The organism is Sphingobium sp. 15-1 (genome assembly GCF_013375535.1).
GTDB lineage: Bacteria > Pseudomonadota > Alphaproteobacteria > Sphingomonadales > Sphingomonadaceae > Sphingobium > Sphingobium aromaticivastans.
The window spans coordinates 1,993,737-2,020,016 of the sequence record NZ_JABXJG010000001.1; the positions used below are offsets into that span (position 1 = coordinate 1,993,737).

Annotated in this window: 26 protein-coding genes; 14 read left to right on the top strand and 12 right to left on the bottom strand. The window is 64.0% G+C overall.

Translation table 11 applies throughout. From position 1 onward, the window contains the following. Positions 1-71 precede the first annotated feature (71 nt). Entirely contained in the window at positions 72-812 is a 741-nt protein-coding gene (locus tag HUK72_RS09325) for an SDR family oxidoreductase (protein WP_176596542.1), read from the bottom strand. A 117-nt stretch (positions 813-929) separates the two neighbouring features. On the opposite strand from HUK72_RS09325, the gene HUK72_RS09330 reads away from it, so the two are divergent. Continuing rightward, a complete protein-coding gene (locus tag HUK72_RS09330) occupies positions 930-1,364 on the top strand; it encodes a helix-turn-helix domain-containing protein (RefSeq protein WP_176596543.1) in 435 nt (144 codons plus the stop codon). 285 nt (positions 1,365-1,649) lie between these two features. Here HUK72_RS09330 and HUK72_RS09335 read toward each other — a convergent pair whose 3' ends face one another. The 3 genes from HUK72_RS09335 to HUK72_RS09345 all read right to left on the bottom strand — a co-directional run bounded on the left by HUK72_RS09335 (position 1,650) and on the right by HUK72_RS09345 (position 5,204). Further along, a complete protein-coding gene (locus HUK72_RS09335; protein WP_336950691.1) occupies positions 1,650-2,489 on the bottom strand; it encodes a hypothetical protein in 840 nt (279 codons plus the stop codon). A gap of 318 nt (positions 2,490-2,807) precedes the next feature. Further along, positions 2,808-3,818 (bottom strand): nitronate monooxygenase family protein, encoded by a 1,011-nt coding sequence (locus HUK72_RS09340; protein WP_176596545.1) that lies wholly within the window; start codon positions 3,816-3,818, stop codon positions 2,808-2,810. Between the two features lie 120 nt (positions 3,819-3,938). Next, entirely contained in the window at positions 3,939-5,204 is a 1,266-nt protein-coding gene (locus HUK72_RS09345) for an aspartate kinase (RefSeq protein WP_176596546.1), read from the bottom strand. Positions 5,205-5,352: 148 nt separating this feature from the next. Here HUK72_RS09345 and ubiG point away from each other — a divergent pair, with 148 nt between their 5' ends. Further along, complete coding sequence (gene ubiG, locus HUK72_RS09350) at positions 5,353-6,090, top strand: bifunctional 2-polyprenyl-6-hydroxyphenol methylase/3-demethylubiquinol 3-O-methyltransferase UbiG (protein ID WP_176596547.1); 738 nt, start codon at positions 5,353-5,355, stop codon at positions 6,088-6,090. A gap of 5 nt (positions 6,091-6,095) precedes the next feature. Then, positions 6,096-6,689, top strand: coding sequence for a YdeI/OmpD-associated family protein (locus HUK72_RS09355; RefSeq protein ID WP_176596548.1), 594 nt, complete (start codon positions 6,096-6,098; stop codon positions 6,687-6,689). Positions 6,690-6,992: 303 nt separating this feature from the next. Here the strand turns inward: HUK72_RS09355 and HUK72_RS09360 are convergent, their stop codons facing one another. Together HUK72_RS09360 and HUK72_RS09365 are read right to left on the bottom strand one after the other, a co-directional pair. After that, positions 6,993-7,538, bottom strand: coding sequence for a hypothetical protein (locus HUK72_RS09360; RefSeq protein ID WP_255325653.1), 546 nt, complete (start codon positions 7,536-7,538; stop codon positions 6,993-6,995). 628 nt (positions 7,539-8,166) lie between these two features. Continuing rightward, the gene (locus HUK72_RS09365) at positions 8,167-8,982 is read right to left on the bottom strand and encodes a CoA ester lyase (protein WP_176596550.1); all 816 of its coding nucleotides are present in this window, start codon (positions 8,980-8,982) and stop codon (positions 8,167-8,169) included. Between the two features lie 81 nt (positions 8,983-9,063). Between HUK72_RS09365 and HUK72_RS09370 the strand changes: the two genes are divergently transcribed. Further along, positions 9,064-10,032: an SPFH domain-containing protein gene (locus HUK72_RS09370; RefSeq protein ID WP_176596551.1), complete on the top strand. Its 969-nt coding sequence runs from the start codon at positions 9,064-9,066 to the stop codon at positions 10,030-10,032. Next, the gene (locus HUK72_RS09375) at positions 10,029-10,475 is read left to right on the top strand and encodes an NfeD family protein (RefSeq protein ID WP_176596552.1); all 447 of its coding nucleotides are present in this window, start codon (positions 10,029-10,031) and stop codon (positions 10,473-10,475) included. The genes HUK72_RS09370 and HUK72_RS09375 overlap by 4 nt, the downstream gene beginning before the upstream one ends. A gap of 238 nt (positions 10,476-10,713) precedes the next feature. Here HUK72_RS09375 and HUK72_RS09380 read toward each other — a convergent pair whose 3' ends face one another. The 4 genes from HUK72_RS09380 to HUK72_RS09395 form a co-directional block, all read right to left on the bottom strand. Next, entirely contained in the window at positions 10,714-11,529 is an 816-nt protein-coding gene (locus tag HUK72_RS09380; protein ID WP_176596553.1) for a ferredoxin--NADP reductase, read from the bottom strand. Between the two features lie 146 nt (positions 11,530-11,675). After that, on the bottom strand, positions 11,676-11,885 hold the full coding sequence (locus tag HUK72_RS09385; RefSeq protein ID WP_176596554.1) for a hypothetical protein: 210 nt from the start codon (positions 11,883-11,885) through the stop codon (positions 11,676-11,678). Between the two features lie 202 nt (positions 11,886-12,087). After that, positions 12,088-12,405: a hypothetical protein gene (locus tag HUK72_RS09390; RefSeq protein WP_176596555.1), complete on the bottom strand. Its 318-nt coding sequence runs from the start codon at positions 12,403-12,405 to the stop codon at positions 12,088-12,090. A gap of 113 nt (positions 12,406-12,518) precedes the next feature. Continuing rightward, on the bottom strand, positions 12,519-14,114 hold the full coding sequence (locus HUK72_RS09395; protein ID WP_176596556.1) for a phosphoenolpyruvate carboxykinase: 1,596 nt from the start codon (positions 14,112-14,114) through the stop codon (positions 12,519-12,521). Between the two features lie 291 nt (positions 14,115-14,405). On the opposite strand from HUK72_RS09395, the gene HUK72_RS09400 reads away from it, so the two are divergent. The 9 genes from HUK72_RS09400 (at position 14,406) to HUK72_RS09440 (ending at position 22,535) form a co-directional block, all read left to right on the top strand. Further along, complete coding sequence (locus tag HUK72_RS09400) at positions 14,406-15,113, top strand: response regulator transcription factor (RefSeq protein WP_176596557.1); 708 nt, start codon at positions 14,406-14,408, stop codon at positions 15,111-15,113. Next, positions 15,079-16,674, top strand: a complete 1,596-nt coding sequence (locus HUK72_RS09405; RefSeq protein WP_176596558.1) for a stimulus-sensing domain-containing protein — start codon at positions 15,079-15,081, stop codon at positions 16,672-16,674. The genes HUK72_RS09400 and HUK72_RS09405 overlap by 35 nt, the downstream gene beginning before the upstream one ends. 285 nt (positions 16,675-16,959) lie before the next feature. Continuing rightward, positions 16,960-17,409 carry an HPr kinase/phosphorylase gene (locus tag HUK72_RS09410; protein ID WP_176596559.1) on the top strand — a complete coding sequence of 150 codons (450 nt, stop codon included), beginning with the start codon at positions 16,960-16,962 and terminating at the stop codon, positions 17,407-17,409. Then, a complete protein-coding gene (gene rapZ / locus HUK72_RS09415; protein ID WP_176596560.1) occupies positions 17,406-18,338 on the top strand; it encodes an RNase adapter RapZ in 933 nt (310 codons plus the stop codon). Before HUK72_RS09410 ends, rapZ begins: the two co-directional genes overlap by 4 nt. Positions 18,339-18,370: 32 nt before the next feature. Further along, positions 18,371-18,775, top strand: coding sequence for a PTS sugar transporter subunit IIA (locus HUK72_RS09420; RefSeq protein ID WP_007687176.1), 405 nt, complete (start codon positions 18,371-18,373; stop codon positions 18,773-18,775). Further along, positions 18,772-19,044 carry an HPr family phosphocarrier protein gene (locus tag HUK72_RS09425; protein WP_176596561.1) on the top strand — a complete coding sequence of 91 codons (273 nt, stop codon included), beginning with the start codon at positions 18,772-18,774 and terminating at the stop codon, positions 19,042-19,044. The genes HUK72_RS09420 and HUK72_RS09425 overlap by 4 nt, the downstream gene beginning before the upstream one ends. 116 nt (positions 19,045-19,160) lie before the next feature. Then, positions 19,161-20,153, top strand: a complete 993-nt coding sequence (locus HUK72_RS09430; protein WP_176596562.1) for a sensor domain-containing diguanylate cyclase — start codon at positions 19,161-19,163, stop codon at positions 20,151-20,153. Between the two features lie 274 nt (positions 20,154-20,427). Further along, positions 20,428-21,228 carry an RNA methyltransferase gene (locus tag HUK72_RS09435; protein WP_176596563.1) on the top strand — a complete coding sequence of 267 codons (801 nt, stop codon included), beginning with the start codon at positions 20,428-20,430 and terminating at the stop codon, positions 21,226-21,228. Positions 21,229-21,272: 44 nt separating this feature from the next. Then, positions 21,273-22,535: an MFS transporter gene (locus HUK72_RS09440; RefSeq protein WP_176597806.1), complete on the top strand. Its 1,263-nt coding sequence runs from the start codon at positions 21,273-21,275 to the stop codon at positions 22,533-22,535. Here the strand turns inward: HUK72_RS09440 and HUK72_RS09445 are convergent. Beyond that, positions 22,519-23,043 carry a GNAT family N-acetyltransferase gene (locus HUK72_RS09445; RefSeq protein WP_176597805.1) on the bottom strand — a complete coding sequence of 175 codons (525 nt, stop codon included), beginning with the start codon at positions 23,041-23,043 and terminating at the stop codon, positions 22,519-22,521. The two genes, HUK72_RS09440 and HUK72_RS09445, sit on opposite strands and share 17 nt — an antisense overlap. 346 nt (positions 23,044-23,389) lie before the next feature. Next, entirely contained in the window at positions 23,390-26,017 is a 2,628-nt protein-coding gene (locus tag HUK72_RS09450) for a TonB-dependent siderophore receptor (protein ID WP_255325654.1), read from the bottom strand. Between the last annotated feature and the right edge of the window lie 263 nt (positions 26,018-26,280).

Here is a 26,280-nt window from a genome sequence, read left to right on the forward strand (position 1 = left end):
GCGCTCCCCTCCACCATCGGCTACGCCGACGGTCCCCCCCCATCTGCGATGGGGAGGATTTGCCTTCTTCCTCAATGCCCCGCGTTCAGCATTCCGAAGACCTGGGCGAATTCGCCGCGACGTTCCGCTTCGCGCAGGAACTTGACCCGCTCGACGCAGATTTCCTCCAGCGGCGGCTGCTGCGCCAGCAGGCCCATGACCTCCGCGATATATTCGTCCAGCGGCATCATCTGCGGATTTTCCGCATGGCCGGGCATCAGGTCGGTCTGCACGCCCGGCGGCGCCAGTTCGATCACCTCGACATGGCTGTCCTTGAGCTGATGCCGCATCGATTGCGACCAGCTATGGAGCGCCGCCTTGGTCGCGCTGTAGGTCGGCGTCGCCGCCAGCGGGACGAAGGCCAGGCCCGACGTCACCGTCATCAGCGTCGCGGCGGGCTGGGCCAGCAGATGCGGCAGCAGGGCGTGGGTCAGCCGGATCGGCCCCAGCAAATTGGTCGCGACCGTCGCTTCGGCTATGGCGAGGTCGATCCGTTCCTCGACCACCATGATGCCGGCATTGTGGATCACGGCGTTGAGCGTGGGGAAATCCGCGACCAGCTTCCCGGCGAAGGCCGCGATCGCCGCCGCGTCCTCCATGTCGACGGTCAGGGCCGCCATGCCCGGATGCTCCGCCACCAGCGCATCCAGCGCCGCCTGCCGCCGCCCGGCGACGATGACCTGATTGCCCGCTGCATGGAATTCATGCGCCAGCGCCGCGCCGATGCCCGATCCGCCGCCGGTGATGAGGATGGTGTTGCCGCTCTTCTGCATGGGTCGTCTCCTTTTGAAGCCATGGTGGTGAAGCCATGGTGTGACCGGCAATTTAGGACTACACTCTCTTTTGGAAAGAAGGCACCGCAAAGTGCTATAGGTACCTAAAGGTGAGAAATGGAAAATCCGCTGGTCAAACGCTTCGCTCCCGATGAAATCGCCCAGGCGGAAGCCTTTATCGACGCCAATCCCGAAGCGCCGCTCGACCCGCGAATCGAGCGACTCGTGAACGACCTAATCGGTCGCATCGCGGACAAGTGGACCTTGCTGGTGCTGGAGCTGCTGGAGGAGAAGGGCACGCTGCGCTTCACCCGCATCGCGGAGCAGGTGGAGGGCATCAGCCAGAAGATGCTGACCCAGACGCTGCGCCAGATGGAACGCGACGGCCTTGTCACCCGCACCGTCCATCCGGTGGTGCCGCCCCGCGTCGACTATGCGCTGACGCCGCTGGGCAACAGCCTGAGCGCCGCCTTTTGCGGCGTCTGGGTCTGGGCGGAGCGCAATCTGGACGCGGTGGAGGAATCCCGTCGCCGCTTCGACACACGCGACTGAGGGATTTCCAACAGCGCGCCAACGCATCGCGCGTACAATCGGGCTCACCCCTTCCCGTTCGGGCTGAGCCTGTCGAAGCCCACTCCTTTTTTTGAAGAAAAGTAAAGCCCTTCGACAAGCTCAGGGCGAACGGATACTAAGCTGTATCGACATTCAGCTTAAAAATATAAGCAACGTCATGCTGAACTTGTTTAGCATGACGATTTGCAATGAAGGTCGCGCCAATCGTCCGAAAGAGCTGAATGTCGATACAGCCTAAGCGGCCCCGATCATACGCACGATGCCCTACTGCACCGGGACGAACGTCTCGCGCATGGGCGTGAGCGGGAAGGTCGGCACCTCAACCCGTACCGGCGCGCCCGGCACCATGGCCGATGGCGGCGTCATCGCGGCTGCGTTGGCCACGAAGCCGGACGTCACTTCCCTGGGCGCCATCGGCGGCGGCGGCAGCGGCGTGGGCGACACCACCACCGTCACCGTCCCGCCAAAGCGCGACTGCCACTCCGCCAGACGCCGCAGATAGTCGGCATAGGCCTCGTAAAAATCCTGGAACGGTTTCTCCAGCGCCGTCAGCGCTTCGGGCGCATAGGCGAGCAACTGGCTGGAGGGCATCGCCAGCACCTTCGCGCCGATCTCGATCGCCACCGGGCAAAAGCTTTTCGTCACCGGCGGCAGGGCAAAGAAATTATAGACGACGGTGTTCAGCAGCTCCCGCGCCTTCAGGCCACCCATGCCATAGGCGGCCAGATAGTTGCGGTCGACCGCCGCATTCGCCTCCCGCAGCGCCGCCTCATGCACATGCAATATCTGGTTATACTGGATGCGCGCCGGCTCGTTGACGCCATGGCAGGAGAGCGCCGCGACGTTCAGCGCCATGCGCACGTGCCAGAGCGCCGTATTGGCCGTCACGCCACGATTGGGGGTCAGATATTTGCCGTCATTCCCGACTTCGGGGATGCTCATCTCCTCGACCGCGCCCATGGGCGGCAGCGGCTTGATCGTCGGCACCACCGGCGGCGGCGGCGTGGGCGGCGCCTTTTCGGGTGTGGAACAGCCTGCGACCAGCGCGAGCGCCGTTACAGATGCAATCTCGCAAAAACGGCGAACGACGGTACGCGACGGCACCCTGACATCCCTCTGATCATTGTCCGGACAGAACAAACTCATGGCAAAGCCATGCGTTCCTGACGACCGAGCTACAGCTCATTCGTCCGGCGAGAGATTCGCTTCGTCCCGTTTAGCCTGCAAATGCGCCTGCGCAGGCAGACTAAGGCAGTTTCCGGTCATTCCAACCCCGTCACCCCGGACTTGATCCGGGGTCCCACTACCTTGGACTAGGCGCGGAAGGCAGAAGGAAAGCGGGACCCCGGATCAAGTCCGGGGTGACGGATGGGGCATGGCAAAGTTGGCTCGCTCATCAGAAGCACCGCCATAGCGCGAACCCTAAGCGCGCCGCTCCAGCGCCACGGCGGCTTCGTCCATCAACTGGGCGATGATGTCGGCCACCGGCTCTTCCTTGGCGACCATGCCGACCGACTGCCCGGCCATCAGCGATCCGCCCTCGACATCGCCGTCGATCACCGCGCGGCGCAGCGCGCCTGCCCAATAATGCTCGATCTCGAGCTGCGCCTCGCCCATGTCGACCACGCCGCTGTCGAGCAGATTGGCGACCTCGCGCTGCTTGGCGGTAAAGGCCTCCGTCCCGGCGTTCTTGAGCGCGCGGACGGGAATGACCGGCAGGCGCGGGTCGATCTGCACGCTGGCGATGGCGTCGCGCGCCGAGGCGCGGAAAAAGGCCTTCTTGAAGTTCGGGTGGGCGATGCTCTCGACCGCGCAGGCGAAGCGGGTGCCAAGCTGCACGCCCGCCGCGCCCATCTCCAGATAGCCCGCGATCAACTCGCCGCGCCCGATTCCGCCCGCGACAAACACCGGAAGCTGCGCCGCCATTTCGGGCAGGATTTCCTGCGCCAGCACGCTGGTCGAGACGGGGCCGATATGGCCGCCCGCCTCCATGCCCTCGATCACCAGCGCGTCCACGCCGGAGCGCGCCAGCTTCTTCGCCAATGCCAAGGCAGGCGCGAAACAGATCAGCTTCGCGCCCTTCTGCTTGATCGCCTCGATGCTGCCCTTGGGCGGCAGGCCGCCGGCCAGGACGACATGGCCGACTTCATGCTTGGCGCAGACATCGATCAGCTCGAACAGTTGCGGATGCATGGTGATGAGGTTGACGCCGAAGGGTTTGGCCGTCAGCGCCTTGGTGGCGGCGATTTCCTTGTCGAGCAGCTCGGGCGTCATCGCCCCACAGGCGATCACGCCAAAGCCGCCCGCGTTGGAGATCGCCGCGACGAGGTTGCGCTCCGACACCCAGCTCATCGCCCCGCAGAGGATCGCGACGTCGCAGCCCAGAAATTCCGTGCCGCGGGCCATGAGGGACTTCAATTTATCAGCGCTCATTCTTTTCTTTCCCGTCATCCCCGCGCAGGCGGGGATCCATCTCCCGGCATAGTGGCCGGGGATGGCGTTGGAGATGGATTCCCGCCTTCGCGGGAATGACGAATTTAGTAAAGGCCCTGCTTACGCGACCGGCGCGTCTAGACCGTAAGCCGTATGCAACACGCGCACCGCCAATTCGGTCTCATCCTCGTCGATCAGCACCGACACCTTGATCTCGCTGGTGGAGATGGCGAGGATGTTGATGCCGCGATCGGCCAGCGCCTGGAACATGGCCGAGGCCACGCCCGCATGGCTCTTCATGCCGACGCCGACGACCGACACCTTCGCGACCTTCGTATCCGGGATGATCCGGTTGAAGCCGATCACGTCCTTCTGCCCTTCCAGCACGTCCAGCGCGCGAGCCAAGTCCGCGCCTGGCACGGTGAAGGTGACGTCCGTCTCGCCCTTGTCGCGGCCGACATTCTGGATGATCATGTCGACGTTGATCGCGGCATCGGCCAGCGGCCCGAAGATGTGCGCCACGGCGCCCGGACGATCCGGCACGCGGGTCAGGGTGATCTTCGCCTCATTCTTGTCATGGGCGATGCCGGTGATGAGCTGACGTTCCATCTTGTCTTCCTTGAGCTTGGCTTCCAGTTCCTCTTCGCTGACGATCAGCGTGCCGGGGAGGTCGTCCTGGGTGGGATCATCGAAGGAGGAAAGCACCTGCACGACCACGCCTTCCTTCATAGCGAGGCCGACCGAGCGGGTCTGGAGCACCTTGGCGCCGACCGAGGCCAGTTCCAGCATCTCCTCATAGGTGACGAGGTCGAGCTTGCGCGCCCGCGCCACGATGCGGGGATCGGTGGTGTAGACGCCGTCGACGTCGGTGTAGATGTCGCAGCGATCGGCCTTCAGCGCCGCCGCCACGGCCACCGCCGACGTATCCGAGCCGCCACGGCCCAGCGTCGAGATGCGGCCATCCTCCATCATGCCCTGGAAGCCGGGGATCACTGCGACCGTGCCCGAACGCATGGACGCCAGCAGGTCGATCGTATCGATCTCCCCGATGCGCGCCTTGGCATGGGCTTCGTTGGTGCGGATGGGGAGCTGCCAGCCGAGCCAGCTCCGCGCATCGACGCCCATCGCCTTCAGCGTCATGGCGAGCAGACCGCTCGTCACCTGCTCGCCGCTGGCGACCACCACGTCATATTCCGCCGGATCGTAAAGCGGCGAGGCTTCCTTGCAGAAGCCGACCAGCCGGTCCGTGTCGCCCGCCATGGCGGAGACGACGACGGCCACTTCATGGCCCTGCTCGACCACATGTTTGACTCGCGCGGCCACATTGCGAATTCGCTCCATCCCCGCCATGGAGGTGCCGCCGAATTTCATCACGATGCGCGCCATTTGCTTGTCGAGCCTGCCTGGTTGTAAGAAAGAAAATGTCGCCCCATGGGGCAAAAACGGCGCCGCTATAGCAGCAGCGGCGAATATGGCAACCTCAGCCGCACGGCGCATATGGCGCGGACGGGCGGACGCTGGTAGCAGGACCATCATGGCGAACACAGCTTCCAACACCATCGACCCCCGCGAAGCCGCGCATTTCGGCAGCATGGCCGCCGACTGGTGGGACCCCAAAGGCAGCAGCGCCATGCTGCACAAGCTCAACCCCGTGCGCCTGCGCTATATCCGCGATGCCGTCGACCGGCATTGGCCGGGCCAGGACCGGAGCTTCCGTCCGCTGGCGGGCCGGCGGGCGCTGGATGTCGGCTGCGGCGCGGGGCTGCTGGCCGAGCCGCTGGCGCGCATGGGCGCGGCGCTGACGGCGCTGGACGCGGCGGAGGAGAACATCGCCGTGGCGCGCAGCCATGCCGAGGGGCAAGGCCTCGCCATCGACTATCGCGCCACCCCGGTGGAGCGGCTGGAGGAAAGCGGCTTCGACCTCGTCACGTCGATGGAGGTGATCGAGCATGTCGCGGACGCGGCGGCTTTCGTCGCGGCGCTGGCGGACAGACTGGCGCCTGACGGCCTGCTGATCCTCTCGACCCCCAACCGCACGCCGCTGTCCCGGCTCGCCATGATCACCATCGGGGAAAGCGTCGGCGGCATCCCCAAGGGGACGCATGACTGGCATAAATTCCTCAACCCGGAGGAATTGACGAAACTGCTGGAGGATGCGGGGCTGGAAGTCACCGACAGCACTGGCCTCAGCTTCACGCCCGCCAGGGGCTTCATCCTCTCGTCCAACAAGGCGATCAACTATCTGCTGACCGCCCGCCACCGGCAGGGGTGAAGGCGGTGGCGGCCGATCCCCGCGTCGACGCCTATATCGCGAAGCAGGCCGATTTCGCCCGGCCTATCCTTGCGCATCTGCGCATGCTGGTCCACGCCGCCTCGCCGGCCATCGGGGAGGCGGTGAAATGGGGCATGCCCTTCTTCACCTATCGGGACCGGAATCTCTGCAACATGGCGGGTTTCCAGCGCCATGTCGCTTTCGGCTTCTGGCATGACAAGGTGGCGCGGGACGGCGCCAGCGGTGAGGCGATGGGCCAGTTCGGCCGGATCGCCAGTCTGAGCGACCTGCCCGCCGACGCGGACATCGCCGCCTTGCTGGCCAAGGCCATGGCGCTGATCGACGCGGGCGACAAGCCCCGCGCCGGGGCCAGGGAAGCGCGCGCGCCGCTCCCGCAGCATCCCGCCTTCGCCGCCGCCATCGGCGCCGATCCGGCTGCGGCGGCGGCCTGGGCAGGTTTCCCGCCGGGCAAGATTCGCGACTATTGCGAATGGATCAATGAGGCGAAGACCGACGCCACACGCGACAAGCGCATCGCCCAGGCGGTGCAATGGATCGCGGAGGGCAAAGGCCGCAACTGGAAATATGAGAAACGGTAAGCATTTTGGCGGGAAAGCTATGCTCTCCGCTCTTACCACCCGTCATGCTGAACTTGTTTCAGCATCCATTTCTCCCCAGGCGACCAAGACTCCTAGAGGCACAATGGATGCTGAAACAAGTTCAGCATGACGACGGGTCGGAACCGCAACCCTCACCTGATCGACGCAAGAGCGCGCCACCTTTCTCACAACCGGCAAGCCGGAGTTGAAGCGAAGAGAACGCAGCGGGGACTAAAAAAGCGCTCCGGGGCCTGAGTGCCCCCATGCCGCGCTTCCCCCAAAGGCGCGGCACCTCTCCAACTCTCAGCTTACGGGCTTCGCCACCGCCACCAGCGTGGGTTGCGCATCCGCTGCGGCATCCTTTGTCGCCGCATTGGTCGCACCCGGCTGGGTCTTGAGGCTCGCCGCGGCCGACTGAAGCGCGACAGCAGCCGCCTCCAGCGCCGCCGCGGCGGATTGCGGCGTGACCGGCGGCGGCGCTGCCGTCTCGGCCACTGCGGCTGTCGGCGTCACCGGATCGCTCGCCGGCGCCGCCGCCTTCACTGCATCCGCCGGAACCGCAGCCGGAGCCGCCGCCACAGCGGTCGTCGGTGCACAAACATCCCCGACCCCCGCCGGTTTGTCCGAGAAATTCCGAGCCAGCATCGGAAGTTCATTCTCACCGGCATTGGTCGCCAGGGTCAGCAACGTATCGGCCATCTGGCAGAAACCCGCTGATTGAACGCCATCGGTATGACTATTGGCCAGCCTGGTTATGAAATCGTCATAAGCACGCTGCCCGTCGGCAATGCCATTTTCTCGCATGAAGCGCAGTTTCAGCGCATTATTATATTTATCGGCGCTTCCCATTCTTTCGTAAAATTTATCGTATTTCGCCGTTATCTCACTATTGGTCGACCGGCATTTCAGCGATCCCAGCATCAACATGATCTGTAGATCTCTGACACGCGCCGCTTCGACTTCATAAGGTTGCCAGCACTGTGCCTCCCCCGCAGACGCAGCACCGCCAAAAAAGAGCGCGACGAAACAACTGGCGGCACTCGCCGCCATCCTCAACCTAGACATGATGGACCTCGCAGAATCGGCTGGACCCCGCAGATCAAACATTAACATTTTGCCACAAAATTGCCATTAATTATTTGTTGACAGTGACATTTATGACGCATCCGGAAACATCGCGGAATTACGCCCTTTCGTCGATCTCCAGCTATCAAATGGCCATTATCCGTCCGGATATTTTCGGCTTCGGGCGGCTTGGATAAATCAGGGACCGCCGGACTAACCGATTTGGGTGGGAGGCGGACATACCGAGCCGGAACATACTCCGTGCTCCTGCGAAGGCAGGAGCCCAGTTCAGACGGTGCGATGATCCACTAGGGCAGGACTGGGCTCCTGCCTTCGCAGGAGCACGATGCGCTTAACGGCTGAGAATGACCGCAATGGGCCATTCCCCTCACTCCGAATTTATCCACGCCGCCTAGGCCGTCACCGCCTCGGCCCTAGCGATCAGCGCCTTCGCCTCCTCGACATGCATGCTTTCGATCATCCGCCCCTCGAAACGCTCGGCGCCGCCGGTCGCCGCCTCGATCAACCGCCGCGCATCCGCCACCGCCTGCGGATCGGGACCGAACACCTGATTGGCGACCGGCACCTGACTCGGATGGATCAGCGTCTTGCCGTCAAAGCCCAGAATATGCCCCGCCGCGCATTCGCTTTCGAATCCCGCCTCGTCGTCCAGCCGGTTGAACACGCCGTCAAACACCGCGATCCGGGCCGCGCGCGCCGCCAGGATGACCGATTGCAGCGACAGCGCCAGACCCTCCCGCCCGGCCGACGGCGGAATCCCCAGATCCTGCCGCAGATCGTTATTGCCCATGAACAGCCCCGCGCAGCCCTCCGCCGCCGCAATCGCCTGCGCCGCAACGACGCCAGCAGCGCTTTCGATCATCGCGATCACCGGTTTCTGGCAGACGCTGAACACGTCCTTCACCTGTTTGGGCGTTTCGACCTTGGGCAGCACGACATAATCGGCGGCGGAGCCTTTGATCGCCACCATCTCCCGCCCATGCGACGGCGCGCCCTCGACATTGATTCGCACCGCCGCCAGACGGCCGCCAAAGCCCTCCGCCACGGCTTCGACCGCATTGGCCAGCGCCTCTTCCTTGCGGTCGTCGGGCACCGCATCCTCCAGGTCCAGGATCACCATGTCGCACGGCAGGGTGCGCGCCTTGGCGATGGCGCGGGGGTTGGATGCGGGCAGGAACAGCAGCGATCGGGCGTGGCGCAACAACATGATGAAACTCCTATCACTTTGCCTTTTCCCATTCATGATTTCACGTCATAGTCCAAGCGGATTTCAGGGGGGAGTGCAGGCATGCTGACGACATTCGCGCTGACGGTGACATTGCTGGTGCTGTTCTACCTGGCGGTGAGCGTCAAGGTGGTGCGCCAAGGCTATCAATATACCATCGAACGCTTCGGCCGCTTCACCGAAGTCGCGCGCCCCGGCCTGAATTTCTACCCCGCCTTCTTTTACGCCGTCGGGCGGAAGATCAACATGATGGAGCAGGTGGTCGACATTCCGGGACAGGAGATCATCACCAAGGACAATGCCATGGTCTCGGTCGACGGCGTCGTGTTCTTCCAGGTGCTGGACGCGGCCAAGGCGGCCTATGAAGTGTCGGAACTTTATGTCGCGATCATGCAGCTTGCGACCACCAACCTGCGCACGGTGATGGGCTCGATGGACCTGGACGAGACGCTGTCGAAGCGCGACGAGATCAATGCGCGGCTGCTGTCCGTGGTCGATCACGCCACCAACGCCTGGGGCATCAAGATCACCCGCGTCGAATTGAAGGACATCCGCCCGCCCGCCGACATCGTCAACGCCATGGGCCGCCAGATGAAGGCGGAGCGCGAGAAGCGCGCCCTGATCCTGGAATCGGAGGGCCTGCGCGCATCAGAAATCCTGAAGGCCGAAGGACAGAAGCAGAGCCAGATATTGGAAGCGGAGGGCCGCCGCGAGGCCGCCTTCCGCGACGCCGAAGCCCGCGAGCGCGAGGCGGAAGCCGAAGCCAAGGCGACGCAAATGGTGTCCGACGCCATCGCGAATGGCAATGCGCAGGCGATCAATTATTTCGTCGCCCAGAAATATGTCGAGGCGGTGAGCCAGTTCGCTACCTCCCCCAATGCCAAGACCATCCTCTTCCCGGTCGAAGCGACCCAGTTGATCGGCACGCTGGGCGGCATCGGCGCGCTGGCGAAAGAGGCGCTGGGTGAAGGCGCGCCGCCCCCTCCCCCCGCCGCGCCGCGCCGTGGCCCGTTCGGACAGGGACAGGCATGACGGACTGGCTCGCCATGCTGGACGATCATTGGGGTTGGCTGGTCTTCGCCGCGCTGCTCGGCATGGGCGAGGTGCTGATACCGGGCGTGTTCCTGATCTGGGTCGCGCTGGCGGCGGCGGTGACCGGGCTGGTCGCCCTTGCCTTTCCGATCTCCATGCCGCTGCAACTGCTGCTGTTCGCGGGCCTCTGCCTGCTGTCGGTCTGGGGCGGGCGGCGCTGGTACACCGCCAATCCGGTGGATTCGCAAGACCCGCTGCTCAACGACCGCACGGCGCGGCTGGTGGGGGAGATCGTCACCGTCGTGGAAGCGATCGACAATGGCCGCGGGCGGGTGAAGGTGGGCGACAGCGTCTGGTCCTGCCGCGGCCCCGACGCGCCGGTTGGCGCAAGGGTCAGGGTGATCGGCGCGGAGGCTTCGGTATTGAAGGTGGAGTTGGTTTGAAGGTGGTGATGGGTGGGCAGCGGCCCCACCTCCTTGCCTTGAAGTACACCGTGCTCCTGCGAAGGCAGGAGTCCAGTTCGGGCGGTGCGATGATCCACTCAGGGCAGGACTGGACTCCTGCCTTCGCAGGAGCACGTGTCGCTTAAACGGCCGCAACTGACCAAAACCACCCAACCTCCGAAAAGAAAAAGGGCCGGCGTCGCCGCCAGCCCTTTTTTCCTATCATCGCACCGACAGCTCAGCCGACGAAGGCGCGCTCGATCACATAAGCGCCCGGCGCGGCGTTGGAGCCTTCGGCAAAGCCCTGCTCCTCGAAATAGGCGCCGAACTGCTTGATCATCTCCATGCTGCCGCACATCATGATCCGGTCGGTTTCCGGATTGAACTTCGCGTCGCCCGCTATGCCTTCGAACAACGCGCCCGTTTCGACCAGCTTGTCGATGCGGACATTGTTCCGGAACGGCTCGCGCGTCACGGTCGGCACATAATGGAACTGCGTCGCCGCCTGTTCGGCCACCAGCGGGTCCTCCGCCAGCTTGCCCGACAGCTCGTCATGGAAGGCCAGATCGCTCACCCGGCGGACCGAATGGACCACCACGACCTGCTCGTAAAATTCATAGACGTCCGGATCGCGCGCCAGGCTGAGGAACGGCGCCAGGCCCGTGCCGGTCGACAGCATGAACAGCCGCTTGCCCGGCAGCAGCGCGTCCGTCACCAGCGTACCGGTCGGCTTGCGGCCCAGATAGATCTGGTCGCCCGGCTGGATCAATTGCAGCCTGGAGGTCAGCGGCCCGTCCTGCACCTTGATCGACAGGAATTCCAGTTCCTCGTCCCAGGCGGGGCTGGCGACCGAATAGGCGCGCAGCAGCGGCTTGCCGTTGTCGCCAGCCAAGCCGATCATCACGAACTCGCCCGAACGGAAGCGGAAGCTGGCCGGCCGCGTGATGCGGAAGCTGAAAAGATGTTCGTTCCAATGCCGCACCGACAGCACGGTTTCCACTGAAAGCGCGCCGGTCGGTTCCAGCACCGGCTTTTCGATCGTCACGTCGTTCAAAACCTTTTCCCCTGCCAAATCCAGAGCCGCCGCCGCCCCGAAAAAGCGTCAGTTGCGTGGGCTTCGCAATAAGCTATGCAGCGCGAATGCCCCCTGGAACGTTCCAAGGCAAGGCGAAAAAAACTTGCCCCCGCAATAGCTGGCGATCAGGAGCGCGGGCAAAGCGGCGGCGCGGCGCGGCGGCCCGGAACGCAACAAGGAAGATTGCCCGCCCTGGGCGCATGCACGGCGCGGTGGCTGGGCGCGCACGCGCCGTCCTGCGTCCATTCCCCGGACAGAAATTGGCCCTGCGCCTGCGCATTGCCGCTCAATATCGCTGCAATGGCGGCGCTGCCGCGCAGCATATCCCCCATCATGATGATTTCCCTTGCTTGCCGAGCGCCGACACGCCCGTCCCCGCGACAAGCACATAGTCGCTTCTCTATCCAAAAGCATACCCCATCATGGGTATGCCCGGCTATTTCCGCGAAATAGGTCATTCCAGCGCAAGCTGGAATCTCGCGAGGCCAGGCTGTGCCCTATCGCCTGAGATCCCAGCTTTCGCTGGGATGACGGATATTAACCGAACAGGCCCTTCGCCAGACCGCCCAGTTCGTTGAGCGGGTTGCCGTCGCCGTCACGGTCGAACAGGCTCCCGATCTTCGACAATATGGCTTCAGGCCCGCCGAAATGCGCGAACAGCTCCTGCAACTTGTCCGCCGACACGCCATGTTCGGCCGCCGTGGTCGCCAGGGCAGCCACATCCGTCTCCCCCGAAGCGATCTTGCCGCCGATTTCGCTCATCAACGCCTGCATCTGTTCGGGCTGAAGACCGATCTTCGCGGCCACCGCCTCCAGGCCGCCCAGATTGCCCAGCAAATCGTCAAACCCAGCCATAGCTCATATCCCGCTGAAAATTCGATGCAGGATAGCATTGCGCGCGGCCGACAGGAAGCAAAAGAGGCCGGGGGATCGCTCCCCCGGCCTCTTCGTTACGGAATGCGAGGGCGTCAGGCCGCCGTCAGCGCCGCGTCGCGCACCGACGCGTCGACATGATCCTCGAACTGGGCGAAATTGTCGACGAACTGCTTCACCAGCTTGCCGGCGGTTTCGTCATAGGCCGCCTTGTCGGCCCAGGTCGCACGAGGATCGAGCATCGCCGTCTCCACGCCCGGCACCGCGACCGGCACCTGGAAACCGAAATTCGGATCGGTGCGGAATTCGGCATTGTTGAGGCTGCCGTCGAGCGCCGCGTTGAGCAAGGCCCGCGTCACCTTGATCGGCATGCGCTTGCCCACGCCATATTTGCCGCCGGTCCAGCCGGTATTGACCAGCCAGCAGGTGACGCCGCCCTTGTTGATGCGTTCCTTGAGCAGATTGCCGTAGACCGACGGATGACGCGGCATGAACGGCGCGCCGAAGCAGGTCGAGAAAGTGGCCGAAGGCTCCGTCACGCCGATCTCGGTCCCCGCGACGCGCGCGGTATAGCCCGAGAGGAAGTGATACATGGCCTGATCCGGCGTCAGCCGCGCGATCGGCGGCAGCACGCCATACGCGTCAGCGGTGAGGAAGATGATGTTCTTCGGCACCGGCCCCAGATTCTTCTCCGACGCGTTCGGGATGAAGTCGATCGGGTAGGAACCGCGGCTATTCTCGGCCAGGCTGTTGTCGTCCAGGTCGATCTCGCGGGTTTCCTCGTCGATCACGACATTTTCCAGCACCGTGCCGAACCGCTTGGTGGTGGCGAAGATTTCCGGCTCGGCCTCGGCCGACAGGTTGATCATCTTGGCATAGCAGCCGCCCTCGAAATTGAAGACGGCGGTGTCCGACCAGCCATGCTCGTCGTCACCGATCAGCGTGCGGCTGGCGTCGGCCGACAGGGTGGTCTTGCCGGTGCCCGACAGGCCGAAGAAGACGGCGGTGTCGCCGTTCGGGCCGATATTGGCCGAACAGTGCATCGGCATCACGCCGTGGGTCGGCAGCAGATAGTTGAGGATACCGAAGACCGACTTCTTCATCTCGCCGGCATAACGAGTGCCGCCGATCAGGATCAGCTTCTCGGTGAAGTTGACCGCGATCACGGTTTCGCTGCGGGTGCCGTGGCGGGCCGGATCGGCCTGGAAGGTCGGCAGGTCGATGATCGTATATTCGGGCGCGAAGCCGGCCAACTCATCCGCGCCCGGACGGACCAGCAGCGTACGGATGAAAAGGTTATGCCAGGCCAATTCGTTGATGACGCGCACATTGACGCGATGTTCGGGCTGCGACCCGCCGAAAAGATCAGCGACGTAGAGCTTGTCCTTCTGACCCAGAGCGGCGAAGAAATCGGCCTTCAGCGCGGCGAAATGCTCCGGCGTCATGGGCACATTGGTCTTGCCCCACCAGACGGTGGATTCGGTTTCAGCGTCCCGGACGATGAACTTGTCGCTTGCCGACCGGCCGGTATGCTTGCCGGTCTTGACGACCAGCGGGCCGTCCTTGGCCAAAATGCCTTCGCCATTGGCGAGCGCGGCTTCGACGAGGGGCGCGGTGCCCAGATTCCAAAATTGATCAGCCTTGGTGGAAATACCCTGCTGATCCAGGGTGAAAGAGGATTTGGCCTGCACGCCTTTGCTCCTGAATATCATTATGTCCGGCCGCCATATTATATGTCTACGGCCGGTCCGCCTCTCGACGCCGCGATCTTCATGCCGCGGGGCGCCATCTGCTGCAGACCTAGCGGGCATAAGCCTTTGCATCAGGTGCGTCAAACCCCGGAAAACGCCGCAACTGCGGCATTTATCCCGAATTCCCATGGGTACACCGCATAACCCACATGCCCGAGCTTCCTTGCGGGGGGAGCCACCATCGTCTAACGCATGGGTCATTCCCATCATCGACGATTTTCGGGACACAGCATGACCGCAACCATCGCTCTGGTGGACGACGACAAGAATATCCTGACCTCCGTCTCTATCGCGTTGCAGACGGAAGGGTTCCTGACGCGCCTCTATTCGGACCCGGAGGCGGCGCTGAAGGCGCTGATCGACAATCCGGCCGACCTAGCCGTGTTCGACATCAAGATGCCGCGCATGGATGGCCTCGAACTGCTGCGGCGGCTGCGCGAAAAGAGCCATATGCCGGTCATCTTCCTGACGTCCAAGGCCGACGAGCTGGACGAAGCGCTGGGCCTGGCGATGGGCGCGGACGATTATATCAGCAAGCCCTTTTCCCAGCGCCTGCTGATCGCGCGCATCCGCGCGATCCTGCGCCGGGCGGAAGTCAGCAAGGTGGACGCCGCCCCCGACGAGCCGGTGGCCGAACCCATCGTGCGCGGGCGGCTGGAGATGGACCCGGCGCGACACCGCGTCAAATGGATGGGCCGGGACGTGACGCTGACCGTCACCGAATTCCTGATCCTGGAAACGCTCGCCCAGCGCCCCGGCGTGGTCAAGAACCGCAACCAGTTGATGGATGCCGCCTATCAGGATGACGTCTATGTCGACGACCGGACCATCGACAGCCACATCAAGCGCCTGCGCCGCAAGTTCCGCGAAGTCGACCCCGAATTCAACGCAATCGACACACTCTATGGCGCCGGCTACCGCTTCTCCGAAGAGGTCTGACGCGGGCGCCGGGTGGAGCTGGTCCGGCCGGATCAGCCTGACCCCGCGCATCCTGGCGGTCAATGTGTTCGCGCTGGCGCTGCTGGCGGGCGGCTTCTTCTATCTCGACAGCTATCGCACGCGCATCGTCGATGATCGGTTGGAGCAGTCGGCGCGGGAATTGGAGCTGCTGGCGATGGGGCTGGAAACCGCGCCCGGCGACCGGCAGAACGCGCTGATCGCCGCTTATGCGCGGCAGACGGGGGATCGCGTCCGCCGCTATGACGCTGCTGGACGGCTGATCGCGGACAGCTTCGCCATGAACGCTCCCCGCTACCGCCTGCGCATGCCGGATGAGGAAGAATGGCAGCGCCATGTCGCCCGCTTCCTCGACAAGGTGATCGACCGCATCGTCTCCGCCGACCGGCCGCCCAATTTCGAGGAGCCGGCGGTCGACCGCGCCGACGCCTGGCCCGAGCTGGCGGTGGCGCGGAAGAGCGGCCGGACCCAGGCGGTGAACCGCTATGCGCCCGACCGCACCTTCATGATTTCGGCCGCCGTCATCGTGAAGGACGGCACCAGCCTGCTCGGAACCGAAAATGCCCGCGACATCACGCGCATCGTCCGGGCCGAGCGGTTCCGCCTAGGCATGGTGCTGGCTGCCGCCGTCTTCGCCTCCGTCCTGCTGTCCCTCTTCCTGGCCCGGACCATCGTGCAACCCCTTCAGCGCCTCGCCCGCGCAGCCGTGCGGGTGCGGCTGGGCCGGGCGCGCGAAGTCACCGTGCCGCGCCTGCCCGACCGACGCGACGAGATCGGCATGCTGGCCCGCGCCCTGTCGGACATGAGCCATGCGCTGCGCCAGCGGATCGACGCGACCGACGCCTTCGCCGCCGATGTCAGCCATGAACTGAAGAACCCCATCGCCTCGCTGCGGTCGGCGCTCGACGCGCTCGACCGGGTGGACAAGCCGGAGCTGCGCGCCCAGTTGATGGCGATCGCGCAGGACGATGTGCGGCGGCTCGACCGGCTCGTCACCGACATTGCGGAAGCCTCGCGGATCGACGCCCAATTGTCGCGCACCCGGTTCGAGCCGATCGACCTTGGCCTGCTGATCGAGCGGATGGTCGTCGCCCGGGAGGCGCGCGGCGTCGGCCGCGGCGTCCGCCTGGCCTTCGCCCGTCCGCGCAAGAATGTCGCGGTGGTGCTGGGCGAGGAACAGCGAATCATCCGCGTGCTCGACAACCTCATCGACAATGCCGTGTCCTTCTCCCCCGATGACGGGCTGGTCCAGATCGTCGCGACCGTGGCGGACAATGAAGTGCTGGTCAGCGTAGAGGATCAGGGGCCGGGCGTCCCCGAATCCGAACGCGAGCATGTGTTCCGCCGCTTCCACAGCGTCCGCCCGGAAAATGAGGCGTTCGGCAAGCATAGTGGCCTGGGCCTCGCCATCGCCCGCTCCATCGTGGAGGGGCATCAGGGCAAGATCAGCATAGCCGACCGCCAGGACGCGCAGAGCGGCGCCTGCTTCATCATGCGCCTGCCCATGGCCGTGGAACGCGATCCGGGCATCGTGTCGGAATAGAAGCTGCGCGTCGGAATTAGCGTAGAGTAGAGACATAAATGGGTGGAGAGCTGCCCTTGCTTTTCGTCACCCCGGACTTGATCCGGGGTCCCGCTGCCTTTTCAGGCGCGCGCTCAAGGAGAAAAGCGGGACCCCGGGTCAAGCCCGGGGTGACGATGGGGCAATGTCCCCTCTTGGCCGTTTCCTACCAAATCCCCAACTGCACCATAATGAGAACGGCCCCGGTTAATTCGATTCCCACCAGCGCCAACAGGAGCTAATATGACGTCAAAGCGATAAGGCGATATGGCGTCGACACCCTCTTCCGAAACCCTGCATGCGACCAGCGTGGCGATCAATGGCCAGGCCGTCCTGCTCTGCGGCCCCAGCGGCATGGGCAAGTCCGATCTGGCGCTGCGCCTGATCGATCGCGGCGCCATGCTGGTGAGCGACGATTATACCCGCGTGCTTGAAATAGAGGGCCGCCTGTTCGCCCGCGCCCCCGACCGGATCGTCGGCATGATGGAAGTGCGCGGCCTGGGTCTGGTCGACATGCCCCATGCCGACAACGCCCCGGTCGCCCTGGCCGTCGACCTCAGCGACACGGTCGAGCGCATGCCGCTGGAACCGGCGCGGCGGTCGATCGCGGGCGTCGACGTGCCCGTCGTCCGGCTCGCCCCGTTCGAAGCCTCCGCCCCGATCAAGGTGGAGCTGGCGCTCAGGAGCATCGGCCTGAAAAGCGTGAGCCAATCGTGAGTTTCCAAACGCCGAAGACCATATTGCTCGTTTCCGGCCTGTCGGGCGCGGGCAGGACCACCGCGCTCAAGACGCTGGAGGATATGGGCTGGGAAGTGGTCGACAATCTGCCGTTGGTGCTGCTCGACCGGCTGCTCGACACGCCTTTGCCGGAGGGGCATGACGAGGGGACGGACCGGCCGCTGGCACTGGGCATCGACGCCCGCACCCGCGGTTTCGACGCCGACGCAATCGCCCGGCGGATCAAGGCGCTGCGGTCCCGCCACGGCCATGATGTGGAGACGCTGTTCCTCGACTGTTCGGACGCGGAGCTGGAGCGCCGCTTTGCCGAGACGCGCCGCCGCCATCCGCTGGCCTCCGACCGTCCCGCCACCCACGGCATCGCCCGCGAACGAGAACTGACTGAGCCGCTGCGCCGCTGGGCGACCCAGGTGATCGACACCAGCAGCCTCACCAGCAACGGCTTGCAGCAGGAAATCCGCAACCGCTTCTCGCGCGAGGGGCTGTCGGACCCGGTGCTGACGATCATGTCCTTCGGCTATTCGCGCGGCGTGCCGCTCAGCGCCGACCTGATGTTCGACATGCGCTTCCTGCGCAACCCGCATTGGGAGGAGGCGCTGCGGCCGAAGACCGGTCTCGATCCCGATGTCGCCGCCTATATCATGGCAGATCCGGCCTATGAGGAGGCGATCGGGCAAATCGAACAATTGCTGACGCTGCTGCTCCCTCGTTACGCGGAGGGCGGAAAAAGCTACATTACCGTGGCCTTTGGCTGTACCGGCGGCCGTCATCGGTCGGTCCATGTGACCGAACGCGTCGCCAGATACTTGCAAGATGCGGGCTTTTCGCCCACGGTCTCGCACCGCAATATGGAATCAGCGCCCCAGGACGCCCTGGAGAAGCGCGAACCGGGAGGCCCGAAAGCGTAATCCATGAAAAACAGGTGGGCCACGTAAGCAAGATGATTGGACTGGTACTCGTCACCCACGGGGCGCTGGCGACGGAATTTGTCGTCGCAATGGAGCATGTGGTCGGTCCGCAGCAGCAGATCGAGACCATCTGCATCGGCCCCGAGGACGACATGGAGATGCGCCGCGCCGACATCGCGGACGCGGTTGCCCGCGTCAACGACGGGTCAGGCGTGATCCTGCTGACCGACCTGTTCGGCGGCACCCCGTCCAACCTGGCCATTTCGCTGCTGAAGGCGGGCGAGATAGAGGTGATCGCGGGCATCAACCTGCCGATGCTGATCCGCCTGGAAAGCGCGCGCAAGGTGATGGACGTGCGCCAGGCCGTCGCCGCCGCGCGGGAAGCGGGCCAGAAATATATCAGCGTTGCATCGGAACTGTTGGGCAGCACCACATGAGCGAAATCAGCCAGGAAGTCAGGATCAGCAACCGGCGGGGACTCCACGCCCGCGCCAGCGCGAAATTCGTGACCCTGGCCAGCGGCCTTCCCGCCCAGATCATCGTGCGCAAGGACGGGAATGAGGTCACCGGTACCTCCATCATGGGGCTGATGATGCTGGGCGCGGCGATGGGCGACAGTATCACGATCAGCGCCACCGGTCCCGAAGCGGCCGATTCGCTGGGCAAGCTGGTGACGCTGGTCGAAGACAAGTTCGGTGAGGAATAAGACGGATCACGGCCGCCAAGTCTTTGTTAAGCATCGCCAGGCGATTACCATAGGATAAGTTTGAACCAGAATCGCGGGACGCGGCAGGCTGCGTCACCAGTTGAGGTGCCTTGGCAATGCTCGATCCGAAGCTGATGGACGAACCGGCGCGTCTCGCCGCGCTCGAACGCTACGAAGTTCTGGATACGCCAAGGGAACCCTCTTTCGACCGCATCACCGATCTGGTCCGCAGCATCTTGGGCGTGCCGATTTCCGCCGTCTCGCTGGTCGACACCGACCGGCAATGGTTCAAGTCGCTGGCCGGTCTCGACGGCAAGGAAACATCGCGCGACGTCGCCTTTTGCGACCACACCATCCGCCAACGAATGCCGATGGTCGTCACCGACGCTACGGAAGATGCGCGTTTCTGCGACAATCCGCTGGTGACGGGCGATCCCAATATTCGCAGCTATGCCGGCATTCCGCTGGAGACGCCCGACGGCTATAATATCGGCTCGCTCTGCGCGATCGACACCGTGCCACGCCAGTTCGACGCAGGCCAGATCGCCATCCTCCAGAATCTGGCGGCGCTGGTGGTCGAGCAGCTTGAACTGCGCCGCATCGCGGAGCGCGATCATCTGACCGGCGCGCTCAGCCGCCGCGCCTTCCTCAGCGAGATGAACCGCGCCATCGCCCTGTTCGAACGGCATGAGCGGCCCGCGAGCCTGCTGCTGTTCGACATCGATCATTTCAAGCGGATCAACGACACCCACGGCCACCCCGCCGGCGACCAGGTGATCCGCGGCATCGCCCGGCTCTGCACCAGCCTGCAACGGCCCAGCGATTCATTGGGGCGATTGGGCGGCGAGGAATTCGGCATATTGCTGCCCGAAACCGCCGAGGAAGATGCCGGCAGGGCAGCGCAACGCTTCTGCGAGGCGATCGCCGCGACCGAAATCCCCGGCACGCCGCCGCTGCGCGTCACGGTCAGCTTCGGCGTGGCGGAACTGCGCGGCGACTGGCCGACCAGCGAAAGCTGGCTGGCGGTGGCCGACATGGCGCTCTACGAAGCCAAGCGCTCCGGCCGCAACCGCATCGCCGTGGCGCGAAACGACACACACGCGACTTAGGGCGGGGGTATAGGAAAAAGAGCGGGCATTCACGTTCGGTTGGGCTCCCTGTGCTCCTGCGAAGGCAGGAGCCCAGTCCCGCCCTTCGTGGATCATCGGACCGTCTGAACTGGGCTCTCATGAGCCACCTGGCTCATTCGAGTGCCTTCGCAGGAGCACGTATCGCTAACTGGCAGCGATACCCAAATCCCCAACATTCCAAGCCCCCTACCCTTTTCCCCTCTCGCCCTATAGAGAGGCCGTTTCGGCGGGCAAAAAGGCAAGAGACAGGATCGTGGCGCGAGAAATCACCGGATTTTCCAACCCGCTGGTGAAGCGCGTCCGCTCCCTGCGGGAGAAGAAATTCCGCAAGGCCGAAGGGCTGTTCCTGGCCGAAGGGCTGCGCATCCTGACCGAAGCGCGCGAGGAAGGCGTGCTGCCCGAAATGCTCTTCCACGCAGGCTCCACCCACCCCCTCGCCGCCGACCTGATCGCGGCGATGGAGGCGGCGGGCGGCGACGTCATCGAAACCACACCCGACATCCTGTCCAAGATCAGCGGCAAGGACAATCCGCAGGCGGTGGTCGGCGTCTATCGCGACCGGCTGACCCCGTTGGCAAAGCTCGACCGGAGCAAGGCCGACATCTGGATCGTCGCCCAGTCGCTGCGCGATCCCGGCAATCTAGGCACGATCTTGCGCACCGGCGATGCGGTCGGCGCGGGCGGGCTGATCCTGATCGACGATTGCGTCGACCCCTTTTCGGTCGAATCCGTGCGCGCCAGCATGGGCGCCCTCTTCACCCAAAGCATCACCCAGGCGCGCTGGGGCGAGTTCATGCACTGGCTGCGCGAGGGGCCGGGCGAGTTGATCGGCACCAGCCTGAAGGCCACGCATGACTATCAGGAACCGCGCTACCAAAGCCCCAGCTTCCTGCTGGTCGGCAATGAGGCGCACGGCCTGCCCGAAGCCTATGAAGCCGAATGCGACCTGCTGGTGAAGATGCCGATGCTGGGCAAGGCGGACAGCCTGAACGCGGCGGTCGCCTGCGCGGTGATGGCCTATGAATTGCTGAACCAGAAGCGGGCGGGGAAATGACGACGATGGGGGGCGTGCAAGCGGTGGAAGCAGGGGCCGGAGAAATGGGCGGCATGGGCGCGATGCTGCGCCACAAGCGGGTGCTGGCGGCCAGCCTGATCGGCACGGCGGTCGAGTTCTACGATTTCTATATCTATGCGACCGCCGCCAGCCTGGTCTTCGGGCCGCTTTTCTTCCCCGCCTCCTCCCCCTCAGCACAATTACTCGCCGCCTATGGAAGCCTGGCCCTCGCCTTCTTCGCCCGGCCCCTGGGCGCGGCGGTGTTCGGCCATTATGGCGACCGCATCGGGCGCAAGGCGACGCTGGTGACGTCGCTGATGCTGATGGGCGGTTCGACGCTGGCGATCGGATTCCTGCCGACCTATCAGACCATCGGCTGGTGGGCGCCGTTCATCCTCTGCGTCCTGCGCTTCGGCCAGGGCTTTGGCCTGGGCGGCGAATGGGGCGGCGCGGCATTGCTGGCGGTGGAGAATGCCCCGCCGGGCTGGCGGGCGCGCTTCGGCATGTTCCCGCAATTGGGCGCGCCGGTCGGCTTCCTGGCCGCCAATGGGCTGTTCCTGTTGCTCGGCATGTTCCTGACCGACAAGGATTTCTTTGCCTGGGGTTGGCGCTTGCCCTTCCTGGGCAGCGCGGTGCTGGTGATCCTGGGCCTGTGGATTCGCCTGAAGCTCACCGAAACGCCCGAATTCGCGGCGGCCAAGGCAGAGGCTCCTCCGCCCGCCGTACCGCTCGCCACCCTGTTCAAAAGCCATTTGGGCGCGGCCATCGCGGGCACCTTCGCCTGCGCCGCCTGTTTCGCCGTCTATTATATCGCGACCGCCTTCGCCCTCGGCTATGGCACCACCACGCTCAAGATCGACCGCGAAACCTTCCTCGCCATCCAATTGGGCGCGATCCTGTTCATGGCGTTCAGCATCATCGTCGCCGGCTGGTGGTCGGACAGGAGCAGCCCGACCCGCGTGCTGGTCGCGGGCTGCATCGGCACCGTGGCGATGGGCGTGATCTTCGGCCCCGCCATGGGCACCGGGCAATTGCTGCCGATCTTCCTGATCCTCAGCCTCGCCCTGTTCCTGATGGGCTTCGTCTATGGGCCGCTCGGCGCCTATCTGCCGCATCTCTTCCCGGTGCAGCTTCGCTATACCGGCGCATCCTTCGCCTTCAATCTGGGCGGCATCATCGGCGGCGCGCTGGCGCCCATCGTCGCGACCTGGCTGATCCAGGTCCAGGGTGTCGAACTGGTCGGCCTCTATATGTCGGCGGCGGCGGCGCTCAGCCTGATCGGCCTCTGGTTCACGAGTCGGCAATAGGCTTGCGCATCAGGATCAGCGGCACGCCGCTATCCTCGAACGCCCGCACGTCGACGAAGCCGAAGCTGCGGTAAAGCGGCACGCCCGCCATGGTGGCGGACAGCTCCAGCGCCGCAAAGCCCTCCGCCCGCGCCGCCGCCTCGCAGAGCGACAGGATCAGCGTGCCCACGCCCTTCCGCACATGGCCGGGATGGGTGTACATCGCCCGCACCCTGGCCGCCTCCGTCGCCGGATCGAGCAGCCGGTCGTCCCGCCCCGCGCTGTGATTGCCGCCATAGGCCGTGGCGCGCCGGCTCCAGCCGCCGCAACCGACAATCTCCCCCCGATCCTCGATCACGAAATAGGTGCCGTCCGCGATGAGCCGGCTGTCCAGCCCCATGAAACCATGGCTCGCCCGCACTTGTTCAGGCGTCAGGAAGTCGGACTGCAACCCGTCGATCGCCAGCGTCATGACATGCGCCAGCGCCGGTTCATCGGCCAGAACAGCGAGACGGTGAAGGAGCGGCATAAGGCTGACATACCAGATGGAAGAAAAGGCGGCGACGGACCTCTGCCGTTCGCCGCCTTTCCGGTCGAAAAGGACGGGCCGCAAGGCCCGCCCATGCTCTTTAGAGCGCGCTGCGTTAAATCGGACGCAGGCCGCGCGCTCTAAGCTTTTGTTGTCGCATCGTTTTAAGCGCAAAACGGTTCCCACTTTTGCGCACGATGCTCTAGGGTATGTGGGGATTCAGCCCATGGCGGGCTGCAAATGGCGGCTTTCTGCGCTTCCAGTGCTCACGTACTTTGAGTACGCTGCGCGCCGGTTCTCGAAATCCACCTTTTTCGCTCCACCCTGAACTGAATCCCCACACACCCTAGAAGGTCACGTTCACCCGCGCATAATAATAGCCGCCATTGATGCCATAGGGCGAGAAGGTCGGATATTTGCTCGTCGAATAGCCGCGTTCCTGATTGGCCAGCTCCGTGTTGCGGATGAACGCCTTGGACCGCTCGGTCGGATATTTGTTGAACAGATTGTTCGCGCCTACGGAGATCTTGATCGGCTTCGCGATCTGATAGCCGAGTTCAAGGTCGGTGATGAACGCCTCTTTGACCGGAACCTTGATCAGATTGCCCGCATCCGGGCCGCTGCGCGCGGTTTCCAGCGTGTAGACCTGCGAATAATAACTTTCGCGCAGGTTGGCGGTGAACTTGCCCCAGGTCCAGAAGGCGTTGAACGTGCCCCGGAAGCGCGGCGTGCTATGCTCCAGTTCCACCTCGCTCGTCGCGTCGATCAGGCGCGTCAGCTCGGGATTGACGGTGCTGGAATAGAGCGCCGAGGGAAGCGGATTGATGCCCAGAACCTTGTTCTCGTTGTAATTGCCGGTCAGGGTCAGGTCGAGCCTGCCCAGTTCGCCCAGATCGGCAAGGTAGCTCGCCACCAGATCGACGCCGCGGGTGCGCATCTTCACGCCGTTGACGAAGCTCTGCACCGACACGCCGCCCTCTGTGTTCCGGTCGACGCCATTGTCCGCGAACAGCACATAGGCCGGGATCGCGTCCGCTGTCCGCCAATCCGTCACCGTGCTGCTGCCGCCCAGCGCCGCATTCACCGCGCTCAGCACCGCGAGCTGGTTGTAGATGGCATATTGGTCCGCATCGAAGGGCAGACAGGCCGCCGCATTGCTGCCGGCATAGCCCGCCGGACAGCGATTGCCGGTGAAGCCGGAGAAAGCCGTCGAGGTCATGATGCGGTTGCGGATCGTGATCTGATAGGCGTCGAGCGTCAGGGTGAAGTTGCGCGTCGGGTTGAAGACGGTGCCCAGGCTGAAGTTGGTCGACTTTTCAGGCTTGAGACCGCCAAAGCCCAGCGCCCCTGCCGCAGCCGACGCGGGCGGGAGCACGCCGCCGATGAAGCCCGGCCCGACATTCAGGCCCGAATAGCCCCCTTCGGCCAGCGTCGGTGCGCGGAAGCCGGTGCTGACCGTGCCGCGCAGGGCGAAGGCATCGGAAAAATCGTAGCGGCTGGTCAGCTTGAAGACAGTGGTGTCGCCAAAATCGCTATAATGTTCATGACGCACCGCGCCGTCGACCAGCCAGTTTTCGACCGGCTTCAGGCTGATGTCCAGATATTGCGAGAAATTGTCCCGCTTATACTTGCCCGCGTCATTGGGGCTGTAACCGAAGAAGGACTGTGCGCCGCCGCCATAATAGGATGCCGGATCGCCTGCCCGGATTCCGAAGGTTTCATGCCGATATTCCAGGCCCGCCGCCACGTTGATCGGCTCCGACAGCCCCACGTCGAACGCATGCGTCAGGTCGAGCGTGTTGCTCCACTGGGTGTTGAAGAAATCGCCATTGTGGAAGGTTTCGGGGGTGAAGCCAGTATCGGCGTAAAGCTGGGCATTGGCCGAGTGGTAGACATAGACCTTGACCAGATCCTTGCCGTAGGTGGACGCCAGGTCGAAGGTCGTGTCGCCGATCGTGCCGCGGAAACCGCCGGTCGCCGAATAATCGGTCTCGTCGATCCGCTCCTGCGGCTGGAAACCGCCCGCATAATAGGGCACGCCGCTGGCGCTGACGACGGTCGTCGGCGGACGGGTGTTTTCATAGGCGGCGGCCTTCTTGTGGCCATAGCTGCCGAAGCTGTAGATTTCATAATCGCCAAATTCATAGCCGGCATTATAGTTCACGACCGTCTGGTCGATGTGCGGATCGCCTATGATCCGGTTGGTATAGGGATAGCCGGGCAGATTCTTGATTTCGGGATAGGTTGAGGACAGCTTGATCGCCTGCGGGTTGATGTCGCCGCGGAAGCTGAACCCCTTATGCTTCTTCTGCGCGGAAATGTTCAGATAGGCCCCGTCGAAGGGCGCCATGCCGATATTGCCGCCGATCGCGTAGGTCTTGCCGCCCTGGTCGTAATATTCGCCGCCGGTCAGGTTGATCGACCCGCCATGGTCGGCCTTTTTCTGGAGGAAGTTGATGACGCCCGCGATCGCGTCCGTACCATATTGGGCGGCGGCGCCATCCTGCAGCACTTCGACGCGCTCGATCGATTCGGGCAGGATGAAACTGACGTCGGGCGCCGCGCTGCCGCCATAGGGACCGCCCGCGACGGACACGTTGGCGGTGCCGTGGCGGCGCTTGCCGTTGACCAGGATCAGCGTGTGGTTCGGGCTGAGGCCGCGCAGCTTCATCTGCAGATTATGCGCCTGAAGGTCGCCGCCGAAGGATTGCGCCTGAACCGAGGGAAGCTGCTGCGCCAGGCTCTGCATCAGATCGGGAGACCCCGTGCGCTGCAATGTGTCCGCGCTCAAAAGCTGGATCGGCGCCGGGCTGTCGGCCGCCCGCATGCCGGTGAGGCGCGTGCCGGTGACGATGATCGCTGCGCCATCGGTGGCGGAGGCCGCCTGAGGATCGCTGGTCTGGGCCAGAACGGCCGCTGGAGACGACAGCGCAATAATCATGGCGGCGCGGGAAACGAAATTCTTGCAGTTCATGAACAGCCCCCTTGCTTCTGTTATGAAGAGAGCCTCTCCCGACGGGTATTTTCTTATTTTTATTGGTCCAGGTTCAACAGAAATATTCGAGACGTACTTCCCCAGCGCCAAATCGACAGATTTGGTCGTTGGAAATATTGAGTAGTCTCTAGAAACGGAACGCTGACACAAAACCGCCATCGAAGAGAAACGAATTTCTGCTATGGCGCAAAATCAGGTTCGGCGCGGCACGCGCCAACAAAAGCCATTTTCCGGCAAATCAT

Excerpts from the sequence above, each read along its gene's own strand:
- HUK72_RS09325 (WP_176596542.1), bottom strand. The coding sequence starts at position 812 with ATGCAGAAGAGCGGCAACACCATCCTCATCACCGGCGGCGGATCGGGC.
- HUK72_RS09330 (WP_176596543.1), top strand. The coding sequence starts at position 930 with ATGGAAAATCCGCTGGTCAAACGCTTCGCTCCCGATGAAATCGCCCAG.
- HUK72_RS09340 (WP_176596545.1), bottom strand. The coding sequence starts at position 3,818 with ATGAGCGCTGATAAATTGAAGTCCCTCATGGCCCGCGGCACGGAATTT.
- HUK72_RS09345 (WP_176596546.1), bottom strand. The coding sequence starts at position 5,204 with ATGGCGCGCATCGTGATGAAATTCGGCGGCACCTCCATGGCGGGGATG.
- ubiG (WP_176596547.1), top strand. The coding sequence starts at position 5,353 with ATGGCGAACACAGCTTCCAACACCATCGACCCCCGCGAAGCCGCGCAT.
- HUK72_RS09360 (WP_255325653.1), bottom strand. The coding sequence starts at position 7,538 with ATGGGAAGCGCCGATAAATATAATAATGCGCTGAAACTGCGCTTCATG.
- HUK72_RS09365 (WP_176596550.1), bottom strand. The coding sequence starts at position 8,982 with ATGTTGTTGCGCCACGCCCGATCGCTGCTGTTCCTGCCCGCATCCAAC.
- HUK72_RS09370 (WP_176596551.1), top strand. The coding sequence starts at position 9,064 with ATGCTGACGACATTCGCGCTGACGGTGACATTGCTGGTGCTGTTCTAC.
- HUK72_RS09375 (WP_176596552.1), top strand. The coding sequence starts at position 10,029 with ATGACGGACTGGCTCGCCATGCTGGACGATCATTGGGGTTGGCTGGTC.
- HUK72_RS09385 (WP_176596554.1), bottom strand. The coding sequence starts at position 11,885 with ATGATGGGGGATATGCTGCGCGGCAGCGCCGCCATTGCAGCGATATTG.
- HUK72_RS09390 (WP_176596555.1), bottom strand. The coding sequence starts at position 12,405 with ATGGCTGGGTTTGACGATTTGCTGGGCAATCTGGGCGGCCTGGAGGCG.
- HUK72_RS09400 (WP_176596557.1), top strand. The coding sequence starts at position 14,406 with ATGACCGCAACCATCGCTCTGGTGGACGACGACAAGAATATCCTGACC.
- HUK72_RS09405 (WP_176596558.1), top strand. The coding sequence starts at position 15,079 with ATGGCGCCGGCTACCGCTTCTCCGAAGAGGTCTGACGCGGGCGCCGGG.
- HUK72_RS09410 (WP_176596559.1), top strand. The coding sequence starts at position 16,960 with ATGGCGTCGACACCCTCTTCCGAAACCCTGCATGCGACCAGCGTGGCG.
- HUK72_RS09420 (WP_007687176.1), top strand. The coding sequence starts at position 18,371 with ATGATTGGACTGGTACTCGTCACCCACGGGGCGCTGGCGACGGAATTT.
- HUK72_RS09425 (WP_176596561.1), top strand. The coding sequence starts at position 18,772 with ATGAGCGAAATCAGCCAGGAAGTCAGGATCAGCAACCGGCGGGGACTC.
- HUK72_RS09430 (WP_176596562.1), top strand. The coding sequence starts at position 19,161 with ATGCTCGATCCGAAGCTGATGGACGAACCGGCGCGTCTCGCCGCGCTC.
- HUK72_RS09440 (WP_176597806.1), top strand. The coding sequence starts at position 21,273 with ATGGGCGGCATGGGCGCGATGCTGCGCCACAAGCGGGTGCTGGCGGCC.
- HUK72_RS09445 (WP_176597805.1), bottom strand. The coding sequence starts at position 23,043 with ATGCCGCTCCTTCACCGTCTCGCTGTTCTGGCCGATGAACCGGCGCTG.
- HUK72_RS09450 (WP_255325654.1), bottom strand. The coding sequence starts at position 26,017 with ATGAACTGCAAGAATTTCGTTTCCCGCGCCGCCATGATTATTGCGCTG.